Annotated in this window: 22 protein-coding genes, 5 tRNA genes and 1 other RNA gene; all 28 read left to right on the top strand. The window is 63.4% G+C overall.

Annotated features, from left to right (window positions below; genetic code table 11):
• Nucleotides 1-106 precede the first annotated feature (106 nt).
• The 28 genes from OXH56_11130 to ychF all read left to right on the top strand — a co-directional run bounded on the left by OXH56_11130 (nt 107) and on the right by ychF (nt 19,955).
• Nucleotides 107-192 (top strand) — tRNA-Ser (locus OXH56_11130).
• A gap of 10 nt (nt 193-202) precedes the next feature.
• Nucleotides 203-275 (top strand) — tRNA-Ala (locus OXH56_11125).
• An 83-nt stretch (nt 276-358) separates the two neighbouring features.
• An RNA gene (gene ffs / locus OXH56_11120) (signal recognition particle sRNA large type) lies at nt 359-626 on the top strand.
• Nucleotides 627-696: 70 nt separating this feature from the next.
• Entirely contained in the window at nt 697-2,751 is a 2,055-nt protein-coding gene (gene dnaX, locus OXH56_11115) for a DNA polymerase III subunit gamma/tau (GenBank protein ID MCY3555859.1), read from the top strand.
• 49 nt (nt 2,752-2,800) lie between these two features.
• Nucleotides 2,801-3,118, top strand: coding sequence for a YbaB/EbfC family nucleoid-associated protein (locus tag OXH56_11110; protein MCY3555858.1), 318 nt, complete (start codon nt 2,801-2,803; stop codon nt 3,116-3,118).
• A gap of 82 nt (nt 3,119-3,200) precedes the next feature.
• Nucleotides 3,201-3,803 carry a recombination mediator RecR gene (recR, locus tag OXH56_11105; protein ID MCY3555857.1) on the top strand — a complete coding sequence of 201 codons (603 nt, stop codon included), beginning with the start codon at nt 3,201-3,203 and terminating at the stop codon, nt 3,801-3,803.
• 51 nt (nt 3,804-3,854) lie between these two features.
• The gene (gene pgsA / locus OXH56_11100; GenBank protein ID MCY3555856.1) at nt 3,855-4,439 is read left to right on the top strand and encodes a CDP-diacylglycerol--glycerol-3-phosphate 3-phosphatidyltransferase; all 585 of its coding nucleotides are present in this window, start codon (nt 3,855-3,857) and stop codon (nt 4,437-4,439) included.
• 2 nt (nt 4,440-4,441) lie between these two features.
• Nucleotides 4,442-4,897 (top strand): phosphatidylglycerophosphatase A, encoded by a 456-nt coding sequence (locus OXH56_11095; GenBank protein ID MCY3555855.1) that lies wholly within the window; start codon nt 4,442-4,444, stop codon nt 4,895-4,897.
• The gene (locus OXH56_11090) at nt 4,894-6,180 is read left to right on the top strand and encodes a competence/damage-inducible protein A (protein MCY3555854.1); all 1,287 of its coding nucleotides are present in this window, start codon (nt 4,894-4,896) and stop codon (nt 6,178-6,180) included. The genes OXH56_11095 and OXH56_11090 overlap by 4 nt, the downstream gene beginning before the upstream one ends.
• Nucleotides 6,181-6,211: 31 nt before the next feature.
• Nucleotides 6,212-6,766 (top strand): RNA 2',3'-cyclic phosphodiesterase, encoded by a 555-nt coding sequence (gene thpR / locus OXH56_11085; protein ID MCY3555853.1) that lies wholly within the window; start codon nt 6,212-6,214, stop codon nt 6,764-6,766.
• A gap of 28 nt (nt 6,767-6,794) precedes the next feature.
• Entirely contained in the window at nt 6,795-7,445 is a 651-nt protein-coding gene (locus OXH56_11080) for a regulatory protein RecX (protein ID MCY3555852.1), read from the top strand.
• On the top strand, nt 7,442-10,102 hold the full coding sequence (gene alaS, locus OXH56_11075) for an alanine--tRNA ligase (GenBank protein ID MCY3555851.1): 2,661 nt from the start codon (nt 7,442-7,444) through the stop codon (nt 10,100-10,102). Before OXH56_11080 ends, alaS begins: the two co-directional genes overlap by 4 nt.
• A 20-nt stretch (nt 10,103-10,122) precedes the next feature.
• Nucleotides 10,123-11,061: a dTDP-4-dehydrorhamnose reductase gene (gene rfbD, locus OXH56_11070; GenBank protein ID MCY3555850.1), complete on the top strand. Its 939-nt coding sequence runs from the start codon at nt 10,123-10,125 to the stop codon at nt 11,059-11,061.
• Nucleotides 11,058-12,044, top strand: coding sequence for a GHMP kinase (locus OXH56_11065; GenBank protein MCY3555849.1), 987 nt, complete (start codon nt 11,058-11,060; stop codon nt 12,042-12,044). Before rfbD ends, OXH56_11065 begins: the two co-directional genes overlap by 4 nt.
• A 34-nt stretch (nt 12,045-12,078) precedes the next feature.
• Nucleotides 12,079-12,645: an SIS domain-containing protein gene (locus OXH56_11060; protein ID MCY3555848.1), complete on the top strand. Its 567-nt coding sequence runs from the start codon at nt 12,079-12,081 to the stop codon at nt 12,643-12,645.
• Complete coding sequence (ispE, locus tag OXH56_11055; protein MCY3555847.1) at nt 12,642-13,517, top strand: 4-(cytidine 5'-diphospho)-2-C-methyl-D-erythritol kinase; 876 nt, start codon at nt 12,642-12,644, stop codon at nt 13,515-13,517. The genes OXH56_11060 and ispE overlap by 4 nt, the downstream gene beginning before the upstream one ends.
• A 25-nt stretch (nt 13,518-13,542) precedes the next feature.
• Nucleotides 13,543-14,496 (top strand): ribose-phosphate pyrophosphokinase, encoded by a 954-nt coding sequence (locus OXH56_11050; protein ID MCY3555846.1) that lies wholly within the window; start codon nt 13,543-13,545, stop codon nt 14,494-14,496.
• A gap of 14 nt (nt 14,497-14,510) precedes the next feature.
• Nucleotides 14,511-15,182, top strand: a complete 672-nt coding sequence (locus tag OXH56_11045; protein ID MCY3555845.1) for a 50S ribosomal protein L25 — start codon at nt 14,511-14,513, stop codon at nt 15,180-15,182.
• A gap of 72 nt (nt 15,183-15,254) precedes the next feature.
• Nucleotides 15,255-15,830, top strand: a complete 576-nt coding sequence (gene pth, locus OXH56_11040; GenBank protein ID MCY3555844.1) for an aminoacyl-tRNA hydrolase — start codon at nt 15,255-15,257, stop codon at nt 15,828-15,830.
• 97 nt (nt 15,831-15,927) lie between these two features.
• The gene (gene rpsF, locus OXH56_11035) at nt 15,928-16,311 is read left to right on the top strand and encodes a 30S ribosomal protein S6 (GenBank protein MCY3555843.1); all 384 of its coding nucleotides are present in this window, start codon (nt 15,928-15,930) and stop codon (nt 16,309-16,311) included.
• A complete protein-coding gene (gene rpsR / locus OXH56_11030; GenBank protein MCY3555842.1) occupies nt 16,308-16,541 on the top strand; it encodes a 30S ribosomal protein S18 in 234 nt (77 codons plus the stop codon). The genes rpsF and rpsR overlap by 4 nt, the downstream gene beginning before the upstream one ends.
• A 32-nt stretch (nt 16,542-16,573) precedes the next feature.
• Entirely contained in the window at nt 16,574-17,017 is a 444-nt protein-coding gene (gene rplI / locus OXH56_11025) for a 50S ribosomal protein L9 (GenBank protein ID MCY3555841.1), read from the top strand.
• 78 nt (nt 17,018-17,095) lie between these two features.
• Complete coding sequence (locus tag OXH56_11020; protein MCY3555840.1) at nt 17,096-17,386, top strand: hypothetical protein; 291 nt, start codon at nt 17,096-17,098, stop codon at nt 17,384-17,386.
• 15 nt (nt 17,387-17,401) lie between these two features.
• Nucleotides 17,402-17,476 (top strand) — tRNA-Val (locus OXH56_11015).
• Between the two features lie 11 nt (nt 17,477-17,487).
• Nucleotides 17,488-17,562 (top strand) — tRNA-Asp (locus OXH56_11010).
• Nucleotides 17,563-17,621: 59 nt separating this feature from the next.
• Nucleotides 17,622-17,705 (top strand) — tRNA-Leu (locus OXH56_11005).
• Between the two features lie 45 nt (nt 17,706-17,750).
• A complete protein-coding gene (locus OXH56_11000; GenBank protein ID MCY3555839.1) occupies nt 17,751-18,866 on the top strand; it encodes a M20 family metallopeptidase in 1,116 nt (371 codons plus the stop codon).
• A 15-nt stretch (nt 18,867-18,881) separates the two neighbouring features.
• A complete protein-coding gene (gene ychF / locus OXH56_10995) occupies nt 18,882-19,955 on the top strand; it encodes a redox-regulated ATPase YchF (protein ID MCY3555838.1) in 1,074 nt (357 codons plus the stop codon).
• Nucleotides 19,956-20,056: the final 101 nt, after the last annotated feature.

The following is a 20,056-nucleotide window of genomic DNA, read 5'->3' as shown; positions in this document are numbered from 1 at the left end:
CTGTTGTTTCCGGAAGGGGTTTTCGTTAAATTGTCCGATCCGACTCGGCGTTTACATTTCCTGCAAAGGCGGGTGTACGGACAGCATTACTTAACACTTGGACCTGGGAGAGGTGCGAGAGCGGTTGAATCGGCACGCCTGGAGAGCGTGTGTTCACCATGTGGACCGTGGGTTCGAATCCCACCCTCTCCGTAATTGTTTTGGGGCAGTAGCTCAGTTGGGAGAGCGCCAGAATCGCAATCTGGAGGTCGGCGGTTCGATTCCGCTCTGCTCCACTCGGAAGGCCGGGCGCCAGGCAGCCGGTGTTCAAGGCAGCCGGTGTCCCGCCATCCGCATTACAGGCTTGGATCGATTACGGTCGTGCTAGATGGGGAGTTAGCGGTGCCCTGTAACCCGCAACCCGCTACAGCGGGATCGAATTCCCATCCCGAGGATCGCACTTGCGTCGCCGGTATGCGCTGCATCCGGTATTGAAAGTCAGGTCCCGCGCAACGTGACAACGCCCAACCCCGTCAGGACCGGAAGGTAGCAGCGGTAAGCGCATGAAGCGTGTGCCGCGGGAGCGCCTGACCGGAGCCGGCGGCACGGATGCCTCGATACGAGTAGATTCGAGGGTGGGTGCACGACCGCTTTATCTTTTCCCCTTCGTTCCGCCTGCCTCTTGTCCCGAGTAACCCAGGCATGGAGGGTTGGGCATTGGCCTACGAAGTCACCGCCCGAAAATGGCGCCCCCAGGAATTTGACGGCGTGATCGGGCAGGAACACGTCACCACTACGCTGAAAAACGCCATTCAGGCGGGCCAGATCGCCCATGCCTACCTCTTCGCCGGACCCCGCGGCGTGGGCAAGACGACCACGGCCCGCATCCTGGCCAAGGCCCTGAACTGCATCGACGGTCCCACGGTGACGCCCTGCAACGTCTGCACGTTCTGCCAGGAAATCTCGGAAGGACGCAGCGTCGACGTGCTGGAAATCGACGGCGCGTCCAACAACCGGGTCGAACAGGTCCGGACGCATCTGCTCGAGAGCGTCAAGTACACGCCCAGCCAGGGCAAGCACAAGATCTACATCATCGATGAAGTGCACATGCTGACCAAGGAGGCCTTCAACGCCCTGTTGAAGACGCTTGAAGAGCCCCCTGCCCACGTGTACTTCATCTTCGCGACGACGGACCCCCGGAAGGTGATCCCCACCGTGCTCTCCCGGTGCCAGCGCTTCGACTTCAGGCGCATATCGGGGCCCACCATCGTGGATCACCTGGCCATGATCAGCGAGAAAAGCGGGTACGGCGTCCAGCGCGAGGCCCTCGCCCTCATCGCGCGCCGGGTGGACGGCAGCATGCGGGACGCCGAAAGCCTGCTGGACCAGGTCGTCGCCTTCGGCGGCGAGGCGCTGACCGCCGGCGAGGCGGCGGAGGTCCTGGGCATCGTGGACCAGGACGTCTACTTCGAGTTGCTGGACATCGTGGCGGAACAGGACGTGCCCAAAGGGCTGGAACTGGTCGACCGGATCTTCGGCCAGGGACACGATCTCGAGGAGATCGTCCTGGGCATCCTGGAACACCTGCGCAACCTGCTCGTCGTCAAGGCGGCGCCCGAAGCGGAAGTGCTGATCGGAGACGCCGCCCTCGCGTTGGACCGCTTCCGGGAACAGGCCGGACGATTCGAGACGGAAGACCTGCTCAGGCTCTCCCAGCTGGCCACGCAGATGGAACAGTCGGTAAAGACCAGCGCGCTTCCCCGGGTGCAGCTCGAGACCGGTGTCGTGCGCATGATACGCATGGCCCGATCGGTGCAGTTGACCGACGTCATGGCCCGCCTGTCCGAAATGGCCCGGCGCGCGGAATCGGGAGAGGGAGGAGCGGTAGCCGAAGGAGCGGGAGACGGTGGAGAGGCTTCCGGGACAGAGGCTTCCGAAACCCCGTCCTCTCAGACTGTCGGTCCAACGGCTGGCGCCGCGCCTGCCCCATCACCCGCACCAGACGCTAATGCGAGCCAAAGCTCCGCGACATCCACCGAGCCCTCGACGGTCACCGAGTTACCCGCGGCATCCACCGAGTCATCGACGACAGCCACCGAATCATCGGCGGCCACGCCGACTTCACCGAAACTGGATCTCCGGGAAGCCCGCAACCGTTGGCCCGCCATCGTGGATGAGATCACCCGGCAAAGAAACGGCCTGGGCATTCTGTTGGCAGAAGCCGTGCTTTCGGACTGCTCGCTTCCCGATAACGCCGGTCCGGAAGCTACCTACAGGCTTACCCTGAGGTTCGAGTCCAGCCATGTGTTTCATATGCAGCAGATGGAGAAACGTGAAAACAAATCGCTGATACAGTCGGAAAGCACCAGGGTACTGGGCATACCGGTCCGGATCGAATGCGAGATCGACAAAAGCGCCGCGGCGGATGTCACCAAACCGAAAACCGAAGACGCCGGTGCGGAAATGACAGGTGGAGGCGGAAGCACGGCGGCGGAAATCACCACACAGAAAACCGATGACGCAGCAGCGAGTATATCCGGTGACGACGACCCGGCCGATGACGCCGGGGCCGATGACGCCGGGGCCGATGACGCCGGAGCCGGTCTGGACGAATACCCCGGCTCGGCCGAAGAAATCGTCAGCGAAGCACAGGACACCACTACGGCCGGGAATACAGGCGGTCAGACGGCAAACACCCGCGCGGGCGCCGCGAAAGATCCGGCCGTCCGGAAAATCGTGGAGGCCTTCGACGGCCGGATCGTGACGGACTGAGTCCGGGTCGCGGCTGGCGAAGGCGGGCAGTAAAAAAAAGGAAAATAACATGGCCAAGGGCATGTCGGGCATGATGAAGCGCGTCCAGCGGATGCAGAAGAAGATGATGCAGATACAGGAAGAAATGGCCGGGAAGCGGGTCGAAGGCACTGCGGGCGGCGGGATGGTTACCGCGGTGGTCGACGGCAGGCTGAGCGTCGTGGAGATCAGGATCGATCCGGCCGTGGTGGACGCCGATGACGTGGAAATGCTCGAAGATCTCATACTGGCCGCCGTCAACCAGGGCCAGCAGAAGGCGCAGGAACTGGTGAACCAGGAAATGGGCCAGATCACCGGCGGACTGAACATCCCCGGCCTGGGTCCGTAACACTCCGTCGCGAGACGTTTCGCAGGTCCCGGTCCGGTCTTACCGTCCGGTCTTGCTGCCCGGTCGTACTGGATGTAAACCCATGGTGCGCAAATACAGTTCCGAGGCCCTGGCCATCCTGGTGGACGAGTTGAGCCGCCTGCCCAACATCGGCAGGGTGACGGCCCAGCGGCTGGCCTTCCATATACTGAAGGGGCCCGCCGAACGCGCCTTTTCGTTGTCCGACGCCATCCGCGCGGTGAAGGAGAAGGTCCGGTACTGCAGCGTGTGCTGGAACATCACCGAGTCCGCAACGTGTGAGATCTGTCACGACGCCCGGCGTAAACCGGAGACCATCTGCGTGGTGGAAGAGCCCCGCGATGTGATCACGCTCGAAAGCACGGGAGAATACCGCGGCCTGTACCACGTGCTCCACGGCGCGCTTTCGCCCCTCGACAACATCACTCCGGACGACATACGCGCCCGGGAGCTCGTGGACCGGATGGGCGATTCGGTGGAAGAGGTCATCATCGCGACCAATCCCAATATCGAGGGAGAAGCCACCGCGCTCTACCTCAGCCGCCTGATCAAGCCCCTGGGCGTGCGGGTTACCCGTCTCGCCAGGGGTCTTCCCATGGGCGGCGACCTGGAGTACGCCGACGAAGTGACCCTCGCCCGCGCCCTGGAAGGCCGCACTGAGTTGTAACAAGGAACTGAATCAAGACCGCCGGACCGATCCGGCGATCCCCATGCCGCCATGAACCTGCCCAACAAGCTGACCATATTCCGTATCATCCTGAGTCCCATCTTCATGGTCTTCTTCTTGGTAGATACATTGTATACACGATATATCGCGCTGGTCATCTTCATGATCGCGGCGCTGACGGACCTCTACGACGGCTACCTGGCACGCAAGACCGGGGTGATCACCAGTTTCGGCAAGTTCATGGACCCTCTCGCGGACAAGATCCTCACGTCCACCGCGCTGATCTGCTTCGCGTCCCTCGGTTACATCTATACGTGGATGGTCCTGGTCATCATCGGAAGGGACTTCATCGTGACCGGCCTGCGGTGTATCGCGGCGTACCGTGGCCTGCTCATCCTGCCGACCCAGGTGGCCAAGTGGAAGACCGCCTCGCAGATGGTGGTCATCGTGATCATCCTGCTCTATATCAACGTCCAGACGACCATGATCGCCTTCGGCCAGTGGAACGGGGAATTCGACGATATCGCATGGTGGGTCCTCAACGGCATGGTCTTCGTCTCCATGGTGCTCACGGTCAGTTCCGGCCTGGACTACGTGGTCAAGAACCGGTCCATCATCACCAGTCTGCTGAGGTAGGCATGCGCGCCCTGATCACCTTGCTGTCGACCGGATGTTATGTCGGCTACACGCCCCACGCGCCCGGCACGGCGGGCAGCATGCTGGGACTCGGGCTGGTCTGGGCGCTGACCGGTCCACTCGGGCTGACCCTGCCCTATTACCTGGTGGCCACCGCGATCCTTTTCTTCCTGGGCGTCTGGGTGTCGAGCCGGGCGGAACCCCTCTTCGGCCACGACGGGCCCAGGATCGTCATCGACGAAATCGCCGGCGTCCTGATCGTATTCGCCGGCATGCCGTTCGATCTGTTGACCGTGGTCGCGGGGTTCGTCCTGTTTCGCGTGCTGGATATCTGGAAACCTTATCCCTGCGACCGGGTGCAGCGCCTTCCCGGTGGGTTGGGGGTCATGATGGACGATGTCGTGGCCGCGGTCTACGCCCATCTCCTCCTGCGGATCCTAACGGGGTTCCTGTCATGAAGTCCGCCGCGATCATCACGATCGGCGACGAACTGCTCTACGGTTCCGTGGTCGATACTAACGCCGCCTATATCGGCCAGCGCCTGACAGAGACGGGCATCGAGCCGGTCTGTTCCATGACCGTGGGCGACGAGGGGCGGCGCATCGGCCAGGCCCTGGAAACCGTGTGCCGTCAGGCGGACGTGGTGCTCGTCACGGGGGGACTCGGGCCTACACACGACGACGTGACCAAGACCGTCATCGCAGAGGCGATCGGACAAGACCTGGTCTTTCATTCCGCAATCATGGAGACCGTGGAGCGGATGTTCACCCAGCGGGGCATGGTCATGCCGGAATCGAACCGCATCCAGGCCTATATGCCCCGGCACGCCGAGGTGCTCGACAATCCCGTGGGGACGGCGCCCGGCTTCCTGGTACGCCACCACGACGCCGCTGTATTCGTCATGCCGGGCGTGCCCCGCGAGATGAAGAAGATGCTGAACGAACAGGTGCTGCCGCGGCTGAAGGACCAGGGCGCGGGGAGAGTCATCCTGCACCGGTGGATCCGCACCACGGGCATCGGCGAATCGAATCTCTCCCAGATCATCGGCGATGTCATCGAAGCGGCCGAGGACGTCAAGATCGCCTCCCTGCCCCAGGAGACCGGGGTAAACCTGCGGCTTACGGCCGAGGGCCGCACCGGGGAGGAAGCCCGGCGGCGCATCGAAGCCGTCGAAACAAGGATGATCGCCCGGGCCGGCGAGCATATCTACGGCGTGGACGACGATACCCTCGAAGAGGTGGTGGGACGCCTGCTCCGGGAGGCGGACGCGACCGTGGCGATCGCCGAATCCTGCACCGGCGGCCTCGTGGCCTCCCGCATGACCGACGTTCCGGGCAGTTCCGACTACCTGCTGGAAGGGGTCGTGTCCTACAGCAATGCCGCGAAAATGGCGCGCCTGGAGGTGCCGGTGAGCACGATCGATCGTCACGGCGCGGTGAGCGAGGAAACCGCGGCAGCCATGGCCCAGGGCATCCGGCATACCAGCGGCGCCACCTACGGACTGTCCACTACCGGCGTCGCGGGGCCCGGAGGCGGGACCCCCGAAAAACCGGTGGGACTGGTCTACCTGGGTCTCGCCTCGGCGGACGGCGTCGAGACGCGAAAACTCATGCTGGGGCCGGACCGGCAGGTCAACAAGACCCGTGCCGCGCTGGCCGCCCTGAACCTGCTGCGGCAAGCACTCACCCACGCGTCCGGCACGAACCGGATTACAGGGAACCGCAACCCGCAGGTCACGTAGACAACCCCCAGGCCACGTAGAAAGGTATTCGATGCGTACGTTCATCGCCGTGGAAGTCCCGGATTCCGCCAAGGACCGGATCGCACAACTGATCAATCACCTTAAGTCGACGGGGACCGACATCAAGTGGGTGGAACCGGACAACATCCACGTTACGCTGAAGTTCCTCGGCAATATCGAGACGGACCAGCCGGCGGTCATTCGCGACGGTCTGGGCGCGGCGCTCGATTCGGTGAATGCCTTCGACCTGAAGCTGGGACGCATCGGCGCTTTCCCGGATATGAACCGCCCGCGCGTCTTCTGGGTTTCGGTCATGGAAGGACGGGACGAACTGGTCGCCATGCAGCAGCGCATCGAGGCCGAACTGCACGCCCGCGGCTTCGTTCGGGAGGAAAGGCCCTTTTCGCCGCACCTGACCATCGGTCGGGTACGATCGCCGCGGGGCCTGGCCAAGCTGACGGATCTGGTCCGGGACATGGCGTTCGAGACCGAACCGTTCACGGTGAAGCGCGCAGCCGTGGTGAAGAGCGACCTGAAACCGGACGGGCCGTTGTACACGGTCATCGATCATATCGAACTGGAATGACCAACTGGAATGACCAACTGGAATGACCATGCCGACCATAACGGATATCACCCCGCGGGGGAGCGGAGGTCGACGGGAACGCAAGGTCACGATCGACGGGGAACGCATCCTGACGATCACGGAAGAGACCTTCCTCCGGTTCGGACTTTTCGACGGCCAGGCGATGGACCCGGAACGGCTGCGGGAAGTGGAACTGGCCGACGGCGTCTCCCGGGCCATGACCGAAGCCCACCGGCTCATCGACCACCGCATGCGTACGCGACGCGAGCTGGAGGTGAGACTCAAGTCCAGGGGGCGGCCGGACGAGGTGATCGACCAGGTGCTTGACCGGCTTGAGCACGCGGGACTGATCGACGACGGGCGCTTCGCCCGGCTGTGGATCGACGAACGGCTACGGAGAAGGCCGGCCGGCCTGTCCCTGTTGCGCCGCGAGTTGCGCCAGAAGGGGATTGATGCCGAAATCGTCGATACCGCCCTCGAGGATAGTGCATCCCGCGAAGGGGAAACCGAACGGGCCTACGAAGCGCTGCACCGCCAGTCTTATCGATATGCACGGCTCGACCGCGACGCGGCACACCGCCGCATGGTCGCCTTCCTGGGCAGGCGCGGGTTCGGGCAGGCCGTCATCTACCAGGTCGTCCATCGCGTGCTGGACGAGATAGAGGAGTCCCGAAATTGACCGGAGCCGAACTGCGCAAGTCCTTTACCGAGTTTTTCGCCGACCGCGGCCACACGATCGTGCCGAGCGCCAGCGTGGTGCCCTGGGACGATCCCACGTTGCTCTTCACCAACGCGGGGATGAACCAGTTCAAGGACGTTTTTCTTGGGAAGAGCACACGCGAATACGTGCGCGCCGTGGATTTCCAGAAATGCATTCGGGCCGGTGGAAAACACAACGACCTCGAAGACGTGGGCCGATCGCCCATTCACCAGACCTTCTTCGAAATGCTGGGGAACTGGTCCTTCGGCGACTACTACAAGGAAGAAGCCATAACCTGGGCCTGGGAACTGCTCACAGAGAGGTTGGATCTCCCCGCTGAACGTTTGTGGGTTTCCGTGTTCCGCGAGGATGACGAGGCCGAGCTGCTCTGGCAGCGCCACACCGGCGTGCCCGCCGACCGCATACTCCGATTCGACGAGAAGGACAATTTCTGGGAAATGGGCGAGACCGGGCCCTGCGGTCCCAACTCGGAAATCCACTACGACCTGGGGCCGGAGCGGACAGGTCGAAATGAAGATCCCGGCCATGTCGGCGGGGCCAACGGAGACCAGGCACTTGAAGACCCTACACGCCTGGTGGAGATCTGGAACCTGGTCTTCATCCAGTACGACCGGGGCGCCGATGGCGCGTTGACACCCCTGCCGTCCCGCCACGTCGACACGGGCATGGGGTTCGAACGGATGCTCAGCATCCTGCAGGGCGTGGATTCGAACTACGATACCGACGTGTTCCGCCCGCTGATGGACCACATCGGCGAACTGTCGCAACATCCCTACGCGAAAGGGGATACGGATGTGGCCTACCGCGTGGTCGCCGACCACATCCGGGCCCTGGCCTTCGCCATAGCCGACGGCGCCCTGCCTTCCAACGAAGGACGGGGCTATGTCCTCAGGCGCATCCTCCGCCGCGCGGCGCGGTATGGCCGCAATCTCGGCCTGGCCGATCCGTTCCTCTACCGGCTCGTGCCGACGCTCACCGAAGAGATGGGCGCGGCCTACCCGGAACTCTCCGCCGCGCAGGAAAAGGTGGAGCAGGTGATCCGGTCCGAAGAGGAGAGCTTCGGGCGCACGCTCGATCACGGCATCGAACTCTTCGAGGATATCGTCGAACGGGCGGGCGCCGAGGGACGAAATGAAATCCGGGGCGTAGAGGCCTTCAAACTTTACGATACCTACGGTTTCCCTGTGGATTTGACGCAACTGATGGCCGATGAGAAGGACATGACGGTGGATATGGCCGGCTTCGAGGCGGAGATGGGACAGCAGCGGGAGAGGTCGAGGTCCGGCGGTAAAACGGTGTACGTATCGGCACAGGGTACCTTACCCAATGTGACTGGTTCTGCAGAAGTCAAAGTCGTCACTAATACCAAGTTCGTCGGTTACGACACCCATTTAGTGGAAAGGACGACCATCGCCGCCCGTGAAAACGGCTCCGTCCTCCTCACCGAAACCCCCTTCTACGCCGAATCGGGCGGACAGGTGGGCGACACCGGCTGGCTTGAGACGGAATCGGGCGGGCGGATCGCCGTGCTGGACACCACGCGGGACGGCGACACGATCATCCACCAATGCGACCCGGGCAGCGCCGCTGATCTCAAACCCGGCATGACCGTCACCGCGCGGGTCGACTCGGACCGCAGGCAGTCCATCATGCGGAACCATACGGCGACTCATCTCCTGCACGCCGTGCTTCGGGAGACCCTGGGCGCCCACGTGGAACAGCGGGGCTCCGTAGTCGCGCCCGACCGCCTGCGTTTCGATTTCGCGCATTTCAGCGCCGTCACGCCCGAAGAACAGAACGCGATCGAACGCCGGGTCAACGAGCTCGTATGGGAGAACATCCGCGTCGAGCCGTTCGAAACCGACCTTGAAGAAGCGAAGCATCAGGGCGCCATGGCGCTTTTCACCGAAAAGTACGAGGACCGGGTGCGCGTGGTGCGCATCGGCGAGGTGAGCCTGGAGCTGTGCGGCGGCACCCACCTCGGCGCCACGGGCGAGATCGGGTTGTTCCGGCTGGTCCGGGAATCGGGCATCGCCGCCGGCGTGCGGCGGGTGGAGGCCCTGACCGGCGCCGGCGCGTACGAATCCGTCAAACGGGACGAAGGACTCGTCGCGGGGGCCGCGGAGGCCCTCAAGAGCGAGCCGGAGGACCTGGCGAAAAGGGCCGGGGACCTGACTGCACGGGTCCGCGAGCTGGAACGGCACATCCGGGAAATGGGCCGGTCCTCGTCGCAGAACTGGGTCGATGAACTCGCAGACGGCGCCGTGGACGCGGACGGCGTCGCCGTCGCCGCGGGCCGGGTGGATTGCCCGGACATGGACACCCTCCGCGCCATGGGAGACTCGCTGCGCGAGCGACTTTCCGGCGCAGCGGTCGGCGTGCTGTTCGCCAGCTTCGAGGAACGCCCCGTCTGTATCGTCGTGGCGACCGATGGCGCGATTTCCGGGCGCGGGCTCCACGCGGGCAAACTGGCGCGGGATGTGGCCGCCTTCATCGGCGGAGGCGGCGGGGGCAAGGCGCATATGGCACAGGCCGGGGGGAAGGACGCGTCCCGGATCGACGAAGCCGTGGACCAGGCGCCGGGTGTCGTCGAAAAACACCTGCGGGACGCCTGACCGGCGGGTGACAGGAGCAAATGCGCATCCTCATAACCGGGGCCCGGGGACAACTGGGTACGGACCTGCAGCGTTCGCTGGCGGATCACGAACTGATTCCGTGCACGCACGGTGAACTCGATGTCACCGAGAAACATCGCGTTTACGCTCTGATGAAGGACCACCGGCCCGATGCGGTGATCAATACCGCGGCGTACCACCGGGTCGACGAGTGCGAGTCCCATCCCGACAAGACCTTCGCCGTCAATGCCTTCGGCCCCTGGCACCTGGCCATGGCCTGCCGCATGTACGGGGCGAAACTGGTGCACGTCAGCACGAATTTCGTCTTCGACGGCACGGCGGACCGGCCTTACCGGGAGGATGACCTGCCCCTTCCCCTGAACGTCTACGGCACGGCCAAGCTCTCCGGCGAACACCTGGTGCGTTCGACCTGGGACCGTCATTTCATCATCCGCACCACCGGCCTGTTCGGCCACTCCGGCGGGGGCGGGAAAGGATACAATTTCGTCGAGGCCATGATTCGTGCCGGCACGGAAAGACGGGAAGTGGTCGTGGTCAGCGACCAGGTGATGTCGCCCACGGGGACGGACGACCTGGCCAGCGCCCTTGCGGAACTGGTGACCACCGACGCCTTCGGCACGTACCATGTGACCAGCGCAGGCGCGTGTTCCTACTATGACTTTGCACGGACTATATTTCGAAAGACAGGCATCGAAGCGGCCGTGAAGCCCACGACCACCGAAGCGTACGGCGCGCCCGCCGCCCGGCCCCTGTACACGGTACTGGACAACGGCCGGATCCGGTCCCTGGGCATCGCGGAAATGCCCTCCTGGGAGGACGCCCTGGACGGTTACCTGGCGCGGCGGGCAAACCGCGGCGACGCGCGGGGGGCGCACCCGGACGCCATCGACCCGCCGAAGGCTGGCCCCACCAACGAAACAAACGGCGGGAATCCATGATCATCACTCAGACGCCCCTGCGCATCAGCTTCGCCGGCGGCCTCACGGATTTCGCCGATTTCTACGAACGGGAGGACGGCCTGGTCGTCAGCGCGGCCATCGACAAGTACATCTTCGTCATCATCAACGAACGGTTCGACGACCGTATCTACGTCAACTACTCGAAGCGGGAGGCCGTCGATCATCCCGATGAGATCGAGCACGACCTGATCCGGGAGGCGCTGCGGCTCACCGGCGTGACCCGGGGCGTGGAGATCACGACGCTGACGGACATCCCTTCCGAGGGATCGGGCCTGGGGTCCTCGAGCAGCATCACGGTCGGCCTGCTGAATGCCCTGTATACCTATTGCGGCAACCCGCAGCCTACCGAGAAACTGGCTCGGGACGCATGCGAGATCGAGATCGAACGGTGCGGCCAGCCCATCGGGAAGCAGGACCAGTACATCGCGGCCTACGGCGGACTGTGCGGGTTCACGTTCCGGCCCGGCGGCGTGGAGGTGGAACGCCTCGGTCTCGCCGACGGTCACGCGGAACGGCTGGGCGAAAGCCTGATGCTGTTCTACACCAACAAGACCCGCAAGGCAGAGACCATCCTGCGCGAGCAGAAAGCGAACATGACCGGCAAGTTCGCCCTGGTGAAAGAGATCAAGTCCGTGGCGCAAAGCGCGCGGTCAGCCCTCGCGGCGGGAGAGATCGACCGCATGGGCGAGCTGCTGGACCGGGGCTGGACCTGGAAGTACAAGATGTCCGGACTCGTGAGCAACGACGAGATCGACGCCATGTACCGGAAGGCCAGGGACGCCGGCGCCACGGGCGGCAAGGTGTGCGGCGCGGGCGGCGGCGGCTTCCTGCTCCTGTGCTGCCCGGAGTCCTCCCGGCCCCGGGTGCGCGACGCGCTGTCCGACTACCGGGAACTGCCCTTCAACCTGGAACGCGACGGCACCAAGGTGATCTTCAACATGCGAAGGCAGGTATCGAAATGATCCGCGAATACCTCGACTGGACGGGGGTGGTCCGATGATCCGCGAATACCTCGAATGGACGAAGGAGGTCCTCGGCCGGATCGAACCCGGCGAAGTGCAGGCGCTCATCGACCTCCTGATGGACGCGCGGAAGAACGGGCGGGGGATCTTCGTCATCGGCAACGGCGGCAGCGCGGCCACGGCTTCCCACTTCGCCGTGGACCTGGGCAAGGGCACGCTCCGCGGCACGGAGGACGCGCCCCGCTTCCGGGTCAACAGCCTCACAGACAACCTGCCCTACGTCACGGCCTGGGCCAACGACTTCGACTACGACCTGGTCTTCGAGCAGCAGCTGCGCAATCTCGGTGCGCCGGGCGACGTGGTCATCGGCATCAGCGCTTCGGGGAACAGCCCCAACGTGATCCGCGCCATGGAGTTCGCCCGTTCCGCCGGGATGGTGACGGTCGCGGTGACGGGGTTCTCCGGCGGCGCCCTGAAGGCATCGGCGAAGCACTCGGTCCACGTCCCCGTGGACGACTACGGCATGGCGGAAAACATGCACATGATCATCGTCCACATCATCATCACGCAGACCACATCCCGCGTTGCGGACGGCGAATGACCCTTCGTTCCTTTGCCAAGATCAATCTCGCCATTCACCTGCTCGGCAAGCGGGCCGACGGCTACCACGAGATCGTCACGCTGATGGAGACCGTGGACCTGGCCGATGAACTGGAAGTGTCCGCACAGGAGCAGGGAACGACCGTCACCTGCTCCGACCCGGCCGTGCCGACGGACGGGCGCAACCTGGTCCACAGGGCGGCCGGACTCGTACGGGCACGCTGCGGAATCGGGGACCGGGGCGCGCGGATCCACATCGAGAAGCGCATCCCCGTGGCCGCGGGACTCGCCGGCGGGAGCGGCAACGCGGCCATGACGCTGCACGGACTCAATGCGCTCTGGTCGCTGGGGTTGGGAGAAGCAGACCTGGCGGACTTAGCCGCGGAGCTCGGATCCGACGTGCCCTTCTGTCTCCATGGCGGTGTGGCCGTAGCTTCCGGACGGGGGGAAAAGGTCGCCTGGCTGGATGCGCCCGGACCGCGCCACTACGTCCTGGTCTGCCCACCCCTCGAAGTCGCGAGCGGATGGGCCTACAGCCAATGGAAAATGGAATTGACAAAGGACGCGTCCTGTATTAACTTAATCTCTTCTGTCATGCAGGACGGGGATGCCGATAGACTGGCCTCCTGTCTGCATAACGATCTGGAACCGGCGGTCCGGGCAGCCCACCCCGAAATCGACGGGGCGAGAGACCTGCTTGCGGACGCCGGACTGAAGGGTATGCTGATGTCCGGCAGCGGCCCGTCGGTCTTCGGACTGGCGCCCGGGCGGGCGGAGGCGGAACGGATAGCACAGGACTTGCGGGGACGGTTCGAACCGTCCTGGCGGGTCTTCGCGGTCTCCTCGTCATCCCGGCGGGACGCCGCGGTTTAATCGAGGTACCGGAGGAGGGCGGCACGTGGCGGTCGGTTTGAAGATTCTGAGTGGAAATTCAAACGCACCGCTTGCGAAAGACATTTGCGAATATCTCGGCGTACCCCTGGGCAACGCCGCCGTTTCCCGTTTCAGCGACGACGAGATCCGGATCCACATCAACGAGGACATCCGCGGCACCGACGTGTTCGTGGTCCAGTCGACCAACTCGCCGGCGGAGAACCTCGTCGAACTGCTGCTTTTGCTGGACGCGGCCAAACGGGCATCGGCGCGAAGGGCCACCGCGGTGATCCCCTACTACGGCTACGCCCGCCAGGACCGCAAGGCGGGGCCCCGGGTACCCATTTCGGCCAAGGTCATGGCGAACCTGATCGCCGCGGCCGGAGCGGACCGCGTGCTCACCATGGACCTGCACGCGCCCCAGATCCAGGGGTTCTTCGACATCCCCCTGGACCACCTGTATTCGGCGCCGGTATTTACCCGCCGGCTCAGGGAGCTGGGGACTTCGGATGACCTGGTGATCGCGTCCCCGGACGCCGGGGGCATGGCCATGGCCCGGTCCTACGGCAGGCGGCTGAACTGCCCGCTGGCCCTGGTGGACAAGCGTCGGCCGAGACCCAACGTGTCCGAGGTCGTCAACGTGATCGGCGAAGTGGAAGGCAAGAACGTGATCATCCGAGACGACATGATCGACACCGGGGGGAGCCTGACCGGCGCGGCCGAGGCCCTGAAGAAGAACGGCGCGGAGACGATCTACGCGGCGTGTACCCACGCCCTGCTCTCCGGAAACGCCATGCAGAAGGTGGAGGATTCCGTACTGGACTGCCTGATCGTCTCGGACTCGATACGCCTGAACGAGGACATGTGTCGGGGCAAGCTGGAACAGTTGTCCGTGGCGTCCCTGTTCGGCGAGGCGATCAAGCGCATACACGAAGAAAAATCCGTCAGCTCGCTCTTCGAATCGTCGGATCAGACTTGAAACAGGAGAAGTAGATGAACCAGGTATCGTTAAAGGCCCGTCAGCGGACGGACACCGGCAAGCAGGTCGCCAAGGCGCTTCGGCGGGACGGCGCGCTGCCCGCCGTGGTCTACGGCAGCGGGGAATCCTCCACGCCGCTGACCCTCGACTATCGCGAGTTCGAGGGCTTCCTCAGAAAGACCCGGGGCGAAAGCGTTGTCATCAACCTGGAAATCGAGGGCATGGAGGACAAGAAAGCCCTGTTGCGGGATATCCAGCGTGACTACCTGAGAAACCAGTTGCTCCACGCCGACTTCCAGCAGATCAGGATGAGCGACCGGATCACCACGGAGGTTTCGCTCGTGATGATCGGTGAGCCCATCGGCGTGACAAGAGACGGCGGCGTGCTCGACCAGTCCCTGCGGGTGGTCGAAATCAGTTGCGTGGCTTCCGAGATTCCCGAGCACCTGGAAGTGGATATCAGCGAATTGAGCATGGGCGATACGATCCACATCAGCGATCTTACCTTCGAGAACGTCGAGATCGTAACCGACGGAGAGGTCGCCGTGGTATCCGTACTGACGCCAATGGCGGAGGAGCCGGAGGAAGAGGAAGTCGACCTGGAGCAGGAAGAGCCGGAGATCATCGGCCAGGCCCGGGAAGACGGCGAGGAAGAAGACGGGACCGAGGACGAGCAAGAAGACTAAGGCAGTCCGGATATGTGTCAGCATGCCGATTCCGGTTCCTTGCGGCCCGCAGAGCGGCCTGACGATCCGTCCATGCATGCCTTCATCGGCCTTGGCAATCCCGGTGTCCGGTATGCGGACACGCGCCACAACGCCGGTTTCGACGTGATCGACACTTGGCTTCGGCGCCTCGGTCTTGAGCTCGCCCCGATCAGCGAGCGGTTTCACGGTACCATCGCGAAGATCGGCGGACTGCCCGTGGCGCTGGTCAAGCCGGTGACCTTCATGAACCGCAGCGGTTACGCGGTCCGGGAGGCGGTGGGACATTACGAACTCGACGTCGATCGCATCGTGGTCGTCTGCGACGACGTCAATTTACCCTTCGGTACGTTGCGTCTCAGGTCGAAGGGCAGTCATGGCGGCCACCGGGGCCTGGAATCCATTATCGATACGCTGGGCACGGAAGCATTCGCCCGCCAGCGCATTGGCGTAGATCAACCCCGGGATGCCGATACGCTGGTCGATTACGTGCTGGAGGAGTTTACCAAAAAGGAAGCAACGGATCTGCCCATCGTCCTCGACCGGGCCTGTGACCAGCTGGAGGTGTTCGTAAGCGAAGGTTGCGGCGAGGCGGCGAACAGGTATAACGGCCCGTCGTTCACGGACTGAAGGCCGACCGGACTGAAGGCCGACCGGACTGAAGGCCGACCGGACTGAAGGCCGACCGGGCCGGAGCGAACCCGCAAACAACTTAAGGAGCATGCACGTGCGGTCCTATGAAACAGTGGTGATTATCGATTCCAAGCTTGAAGAAGAGCCGCTCGAGGAAGAAATCTCCGCCATCGAGGGGCTCATCGCGTCGAACCAGGGAGAAGTCATCGACACGGAACGCTGGGGAAGCCGGAAGCTCAGCTACGAGATCAACGACGCCCACCAGGGCAATTTCACGCTGATCCGTTTCGATGGAGAGCCGGCCCTGGTGGACGTGCTGGACCGGTCGTTCAAATTGAATGATCGCGTGCTCAGGCACTTGACGAAGCGGGTCAGGAGGCATCCGGCCCATGTGTACGAGAAGGCGGAACAGGCCGAAAAAATCGAGCAGGCCGAGAAGGCGGAACAGGCCGACAAGAAAACGGGAGCGGAAGCATGAACCAATCAAGGTTGACCAGGGGGAGAAAGCAGAAGCGCATACCGGGCCGCATCAAGAACATCGATTACAAGGACCCGAAGGCACTCCGGCGCTTCGTCACCGAACGGGGCAAAATCGTTCCGAGCCGGATTTCCGGCGCGAGCGCGCTTTGCCAGCGGCGCCTGGCAAAGGCCATCAAGCGGGCCCGGGCCATCGGCCTGCTCCCCTTTATCGAAGAAACCTACAAGTAGCCAGAAACCTACAAGTAGCCGAGGAGTCGGACGTGAAGCTCATTTTGACCGAGTCGGTGCGGAACGTGGGAAGCGTCGGTGAAATCGTGGACGTTTCCAACGGGTTCGGCAGGAACTACCTGATGCTGACGAAGAAGGCCATTCCGGCAACGCCCGGAAACCTGAAGATGCTCCAGGGCAAATTGAAACGGCAACTGGCCCTGGAAGCCAGGACGCGGGAACAGGCCGAAGAACTCGCAGGCGTCCTGGAAGAGGTCTCCCTCACCGCCGTCGTCCAGGTCGGCGAAGAAGACCGCATGTTCGGTTCCGTCACCCATCAGCACGTCGCCGATCTGCTGAAGGAGAAGGGCTACGATATCGACCGGCGCAAGATCCATCTCGACGAGCCCATCAAGGCGCTGGGCATATACACGATTCCCATCGCGCTGCACGCCCAGGTAGAGGCCGGCGTGAAGCTCTGGGTGGTCAAGGAATAACGGCCTTCCCGCCTTGATTTGGACTTGACGCGAAGCGCCATTTTACCTATATTGGCCGGTCGTGGAGGTGGATGAGAAATGGCGAGAAGATCGCAGTCAGCGTCCGGTTCAAACCGGTCTTCCGGACGGCGGCGCGCCACGACGGCCCAGGCCTATGGCCTGCCGTTCCGTGGAAGTCACCTTCGTCTCCTCGCCATCGTACTCGGCGTCATACTGGCGGGTTTCATCGCGCTGGCTTACGAATCGATTACCCTGGCGCCGCTGTTGATGGTATCCGGTTACTGCGTGGGCATTCCCGTGATCCTGATCTGGAGAGGGAAGTTCCCGCGGACCGGTTCGGCCAGCGACCGGGAATCGCGTCGACCGTAGCGTGGATACACCTGCGGGCGATTAGCTCAGTTGGTTCAGAGCGCATGCCTTACAAGCATGAGGTCACTGGTTCGAATCCAGTATCGCCCATGCATCAAATCGGGGGCGTAGTTCAATCTGGTTAGAGCACTGCCCTGTCACGGCAGAAGTTGCGGGTTCGAGTCCCGTCGTCCCCGTTTTATATTGACCGATAGCCCGCCGAACGAGCATGTCTCCGGCGGGCTATCTTGATTGTGCCGGAGTGGTGGAATTGGTAGACGCGAGGGACTCAAAATCCCTTGACCGCAAGGTCGTGTCGGTTCGAGTCCGACCTCCGGCATCCTCCCATTGGCATCCTCCAACCAAAGAAAGCAGGCTTTAAGCGATGTTCGATCCCCTCCAGGTCACCAGGGAGTTGATCGCGTTCAATTCGATCAGCGCCAACAGCAACGCCGCCGTATCCGATTACCTCCAGGACCAGCTCGGCCGCGTCGGATTCGAGGTCGAACGCATCACCTATCAGGACGACAACGGCGTGGAAAAGGTCAACCTCGTCGGCCGCAAGGGCGAGGGGCAGGGCGGCCTCGCGCTGCTGGGCCATTCGGACACCGTCCCGGTAGACGGATGGGAAACGGACCCGTTTACGGCGGAGATCCGGGACAACCGGATTTATGGCCGCGGGAGCTGCGACATGAAAGGCGCCCTGTCCACCATGCTGGCGGCGGGGGCGGCCTTCGAGGCGTCGGAACTCTCCGCGCCGATCTATCTCGTGTTCACCGCCGACGAGGAAGTCGGGTGCTGGGGCGCGGCCGAAGTCAGCGAGCGGTCCGAACTCCTGAACGGCAGCGGGCTGCGCTACGGGATCATCTGCGAGCCGACGCGCATGGAGGTCGTACGAGCGCACAAGGGCGCGGTTTTCATGCGGGGCGAGACGGAGGGTCGGGCGGCCCACAGCAGCACCGGCAGAGGCGTCAACGCCCATCACGCCATGATCCCCTTTCTCGTGGAGATGAAGGCCATCCACGACGAGCTCAGGTCGGAACCCCGACATCTGAATGACGAGTTCGATCCGCCCTTTTCCGACTGGAACATCGGGGTCAACGACGGCGGCGTCGCCCTCAACATGACGGCGCCCAAAAGCACATGCACGGTCTACTACCGGCCGATGCCCGGGCAGGACCAGGAAGCCCTCCTGGACCGCACCCGGCAGGCGGCCGAACGGAACGGCGTTGAACTGACGATCCAGAAGATCGGGGACCCCTTCAGTACGCCCGCGGACTCGGAGCTTGTCCGGACGGCCCTGGGGATCACCGGCACGGAGAAGGCCCACACGGTTCCCTACGGCACCGACGGCCTGGTCTTCGGCAGGACGATGGAGCTGATCCTGCTCGGTCCCGGGGACATCCGCCAGGCCCACACGGTGGACGAATGGATGGACCTGGACCAGTTCGACCTGGCGATCGACGCGTACAAGGCGATGATCCGCACGTTTTGTGTTTGATGGGAGGACACCGAATTGCAGATCGGCCTAGTCGGGCTGCCCGGTTCCGGGAAGACCACGTTGTTCAACGCGCTGGTCAGGGCCAACGCGGATACCGGCGGTTACGCGGGGCAGAACACGGCCAACCGGGGGACGATCCGGGTCCCCGACCCGCGTTTGGAACGCCTTTCCAGTCTGTTCAATCCACGCAAGACCACTTTCGCCACCGTTGAATACCTCGATATAGGCGGCATCACGTCCGGTTCGGGAAGGCAGGAGGAACAGCAGGGTGCCGGTGGACTCGCCGACCTGCGCACTATGGACGTACTCGTGCACGTCCTCCGTGGCTTCCCGGATCTGGCCGGTACGTCCGTTACACCGGGCGCGGATTTCGAGACGGTGGAGTTGGAACTCGCCATCGCCGACCTCGAGATCATCGAGCGCCGGCTGACCCGCCTCTCCAAAGAGGCCCGGTCCACGAAACAGCCCGACCTGGTGCGGGAATGGGAGTTGCTCGAACAGTGCAAGCAGGAGATCGAGGTCGGTGGGTTGATCCGGAATCTCCAGTTTTCGCCGGAGGACGAGAAGAGACTTCGAGGCTACCGGTTCCTCTCGCAGAAGCCGGTGCTACTTGCGCTGAATATCCCCGAAGAAGATCTGGGCAAGGAAGCGAGCAAACTGGAAGAGTTGGATGAAATTACCGAAGGGCTGGATTCGCTGGCGTTCTGTGCGAAGGTCGAAATGGAGATCGCCCAGCTCGACGAGGACGACGCTGGCGCTTTCTTGGACGATCTGGGCATCGAGGAATCGGCCCTGAACCGCATGATCACCGCATCGTACCGGCTCCTTAACCTGATCTCGTTCTTCACCGTGGGCGAAAACGAAGTCAGGGCCTGGACCGTCACAAGGGGCGTTACGGCGCCCGAAGCGGCCGGGACGGTGCACTCGGACATGGAACGGGGATTCATCCGGGCGGAAACGCTGGACTGGCAGGCGATGCTCGATCTCGGTGGATGGCAGGCCGCGAAGGAGAAAGGCACGCTGCGCGTGGAAGGCAAGCAGTACGTCGTCGCGGACGGGGACGTGATCAACGTGCGGTTCAGCGTCTGAAAGCACGCTTCAACGTCTGACAGCGCGGACCTGATCTGACCACGCCGTCCCGGTCTAGTCGCATCGTCCCGGTCTAGTTGCGCCGTCCAAAAGGCTTAAGA

This window comes from Gemmatimonadota bacterium (assembly GCA_026702745.1).
Taxonomy (GTDB): domain Bacteria; phylum JAAXHH01; class JAAXHH01; order JAAXHH01; family JAAXHH01; genus JAAXHH01.
Note: the sequence above shows the minus strand (reverse complement) of the source record. Positions and strands in the feature narration are given on the sequence as shown.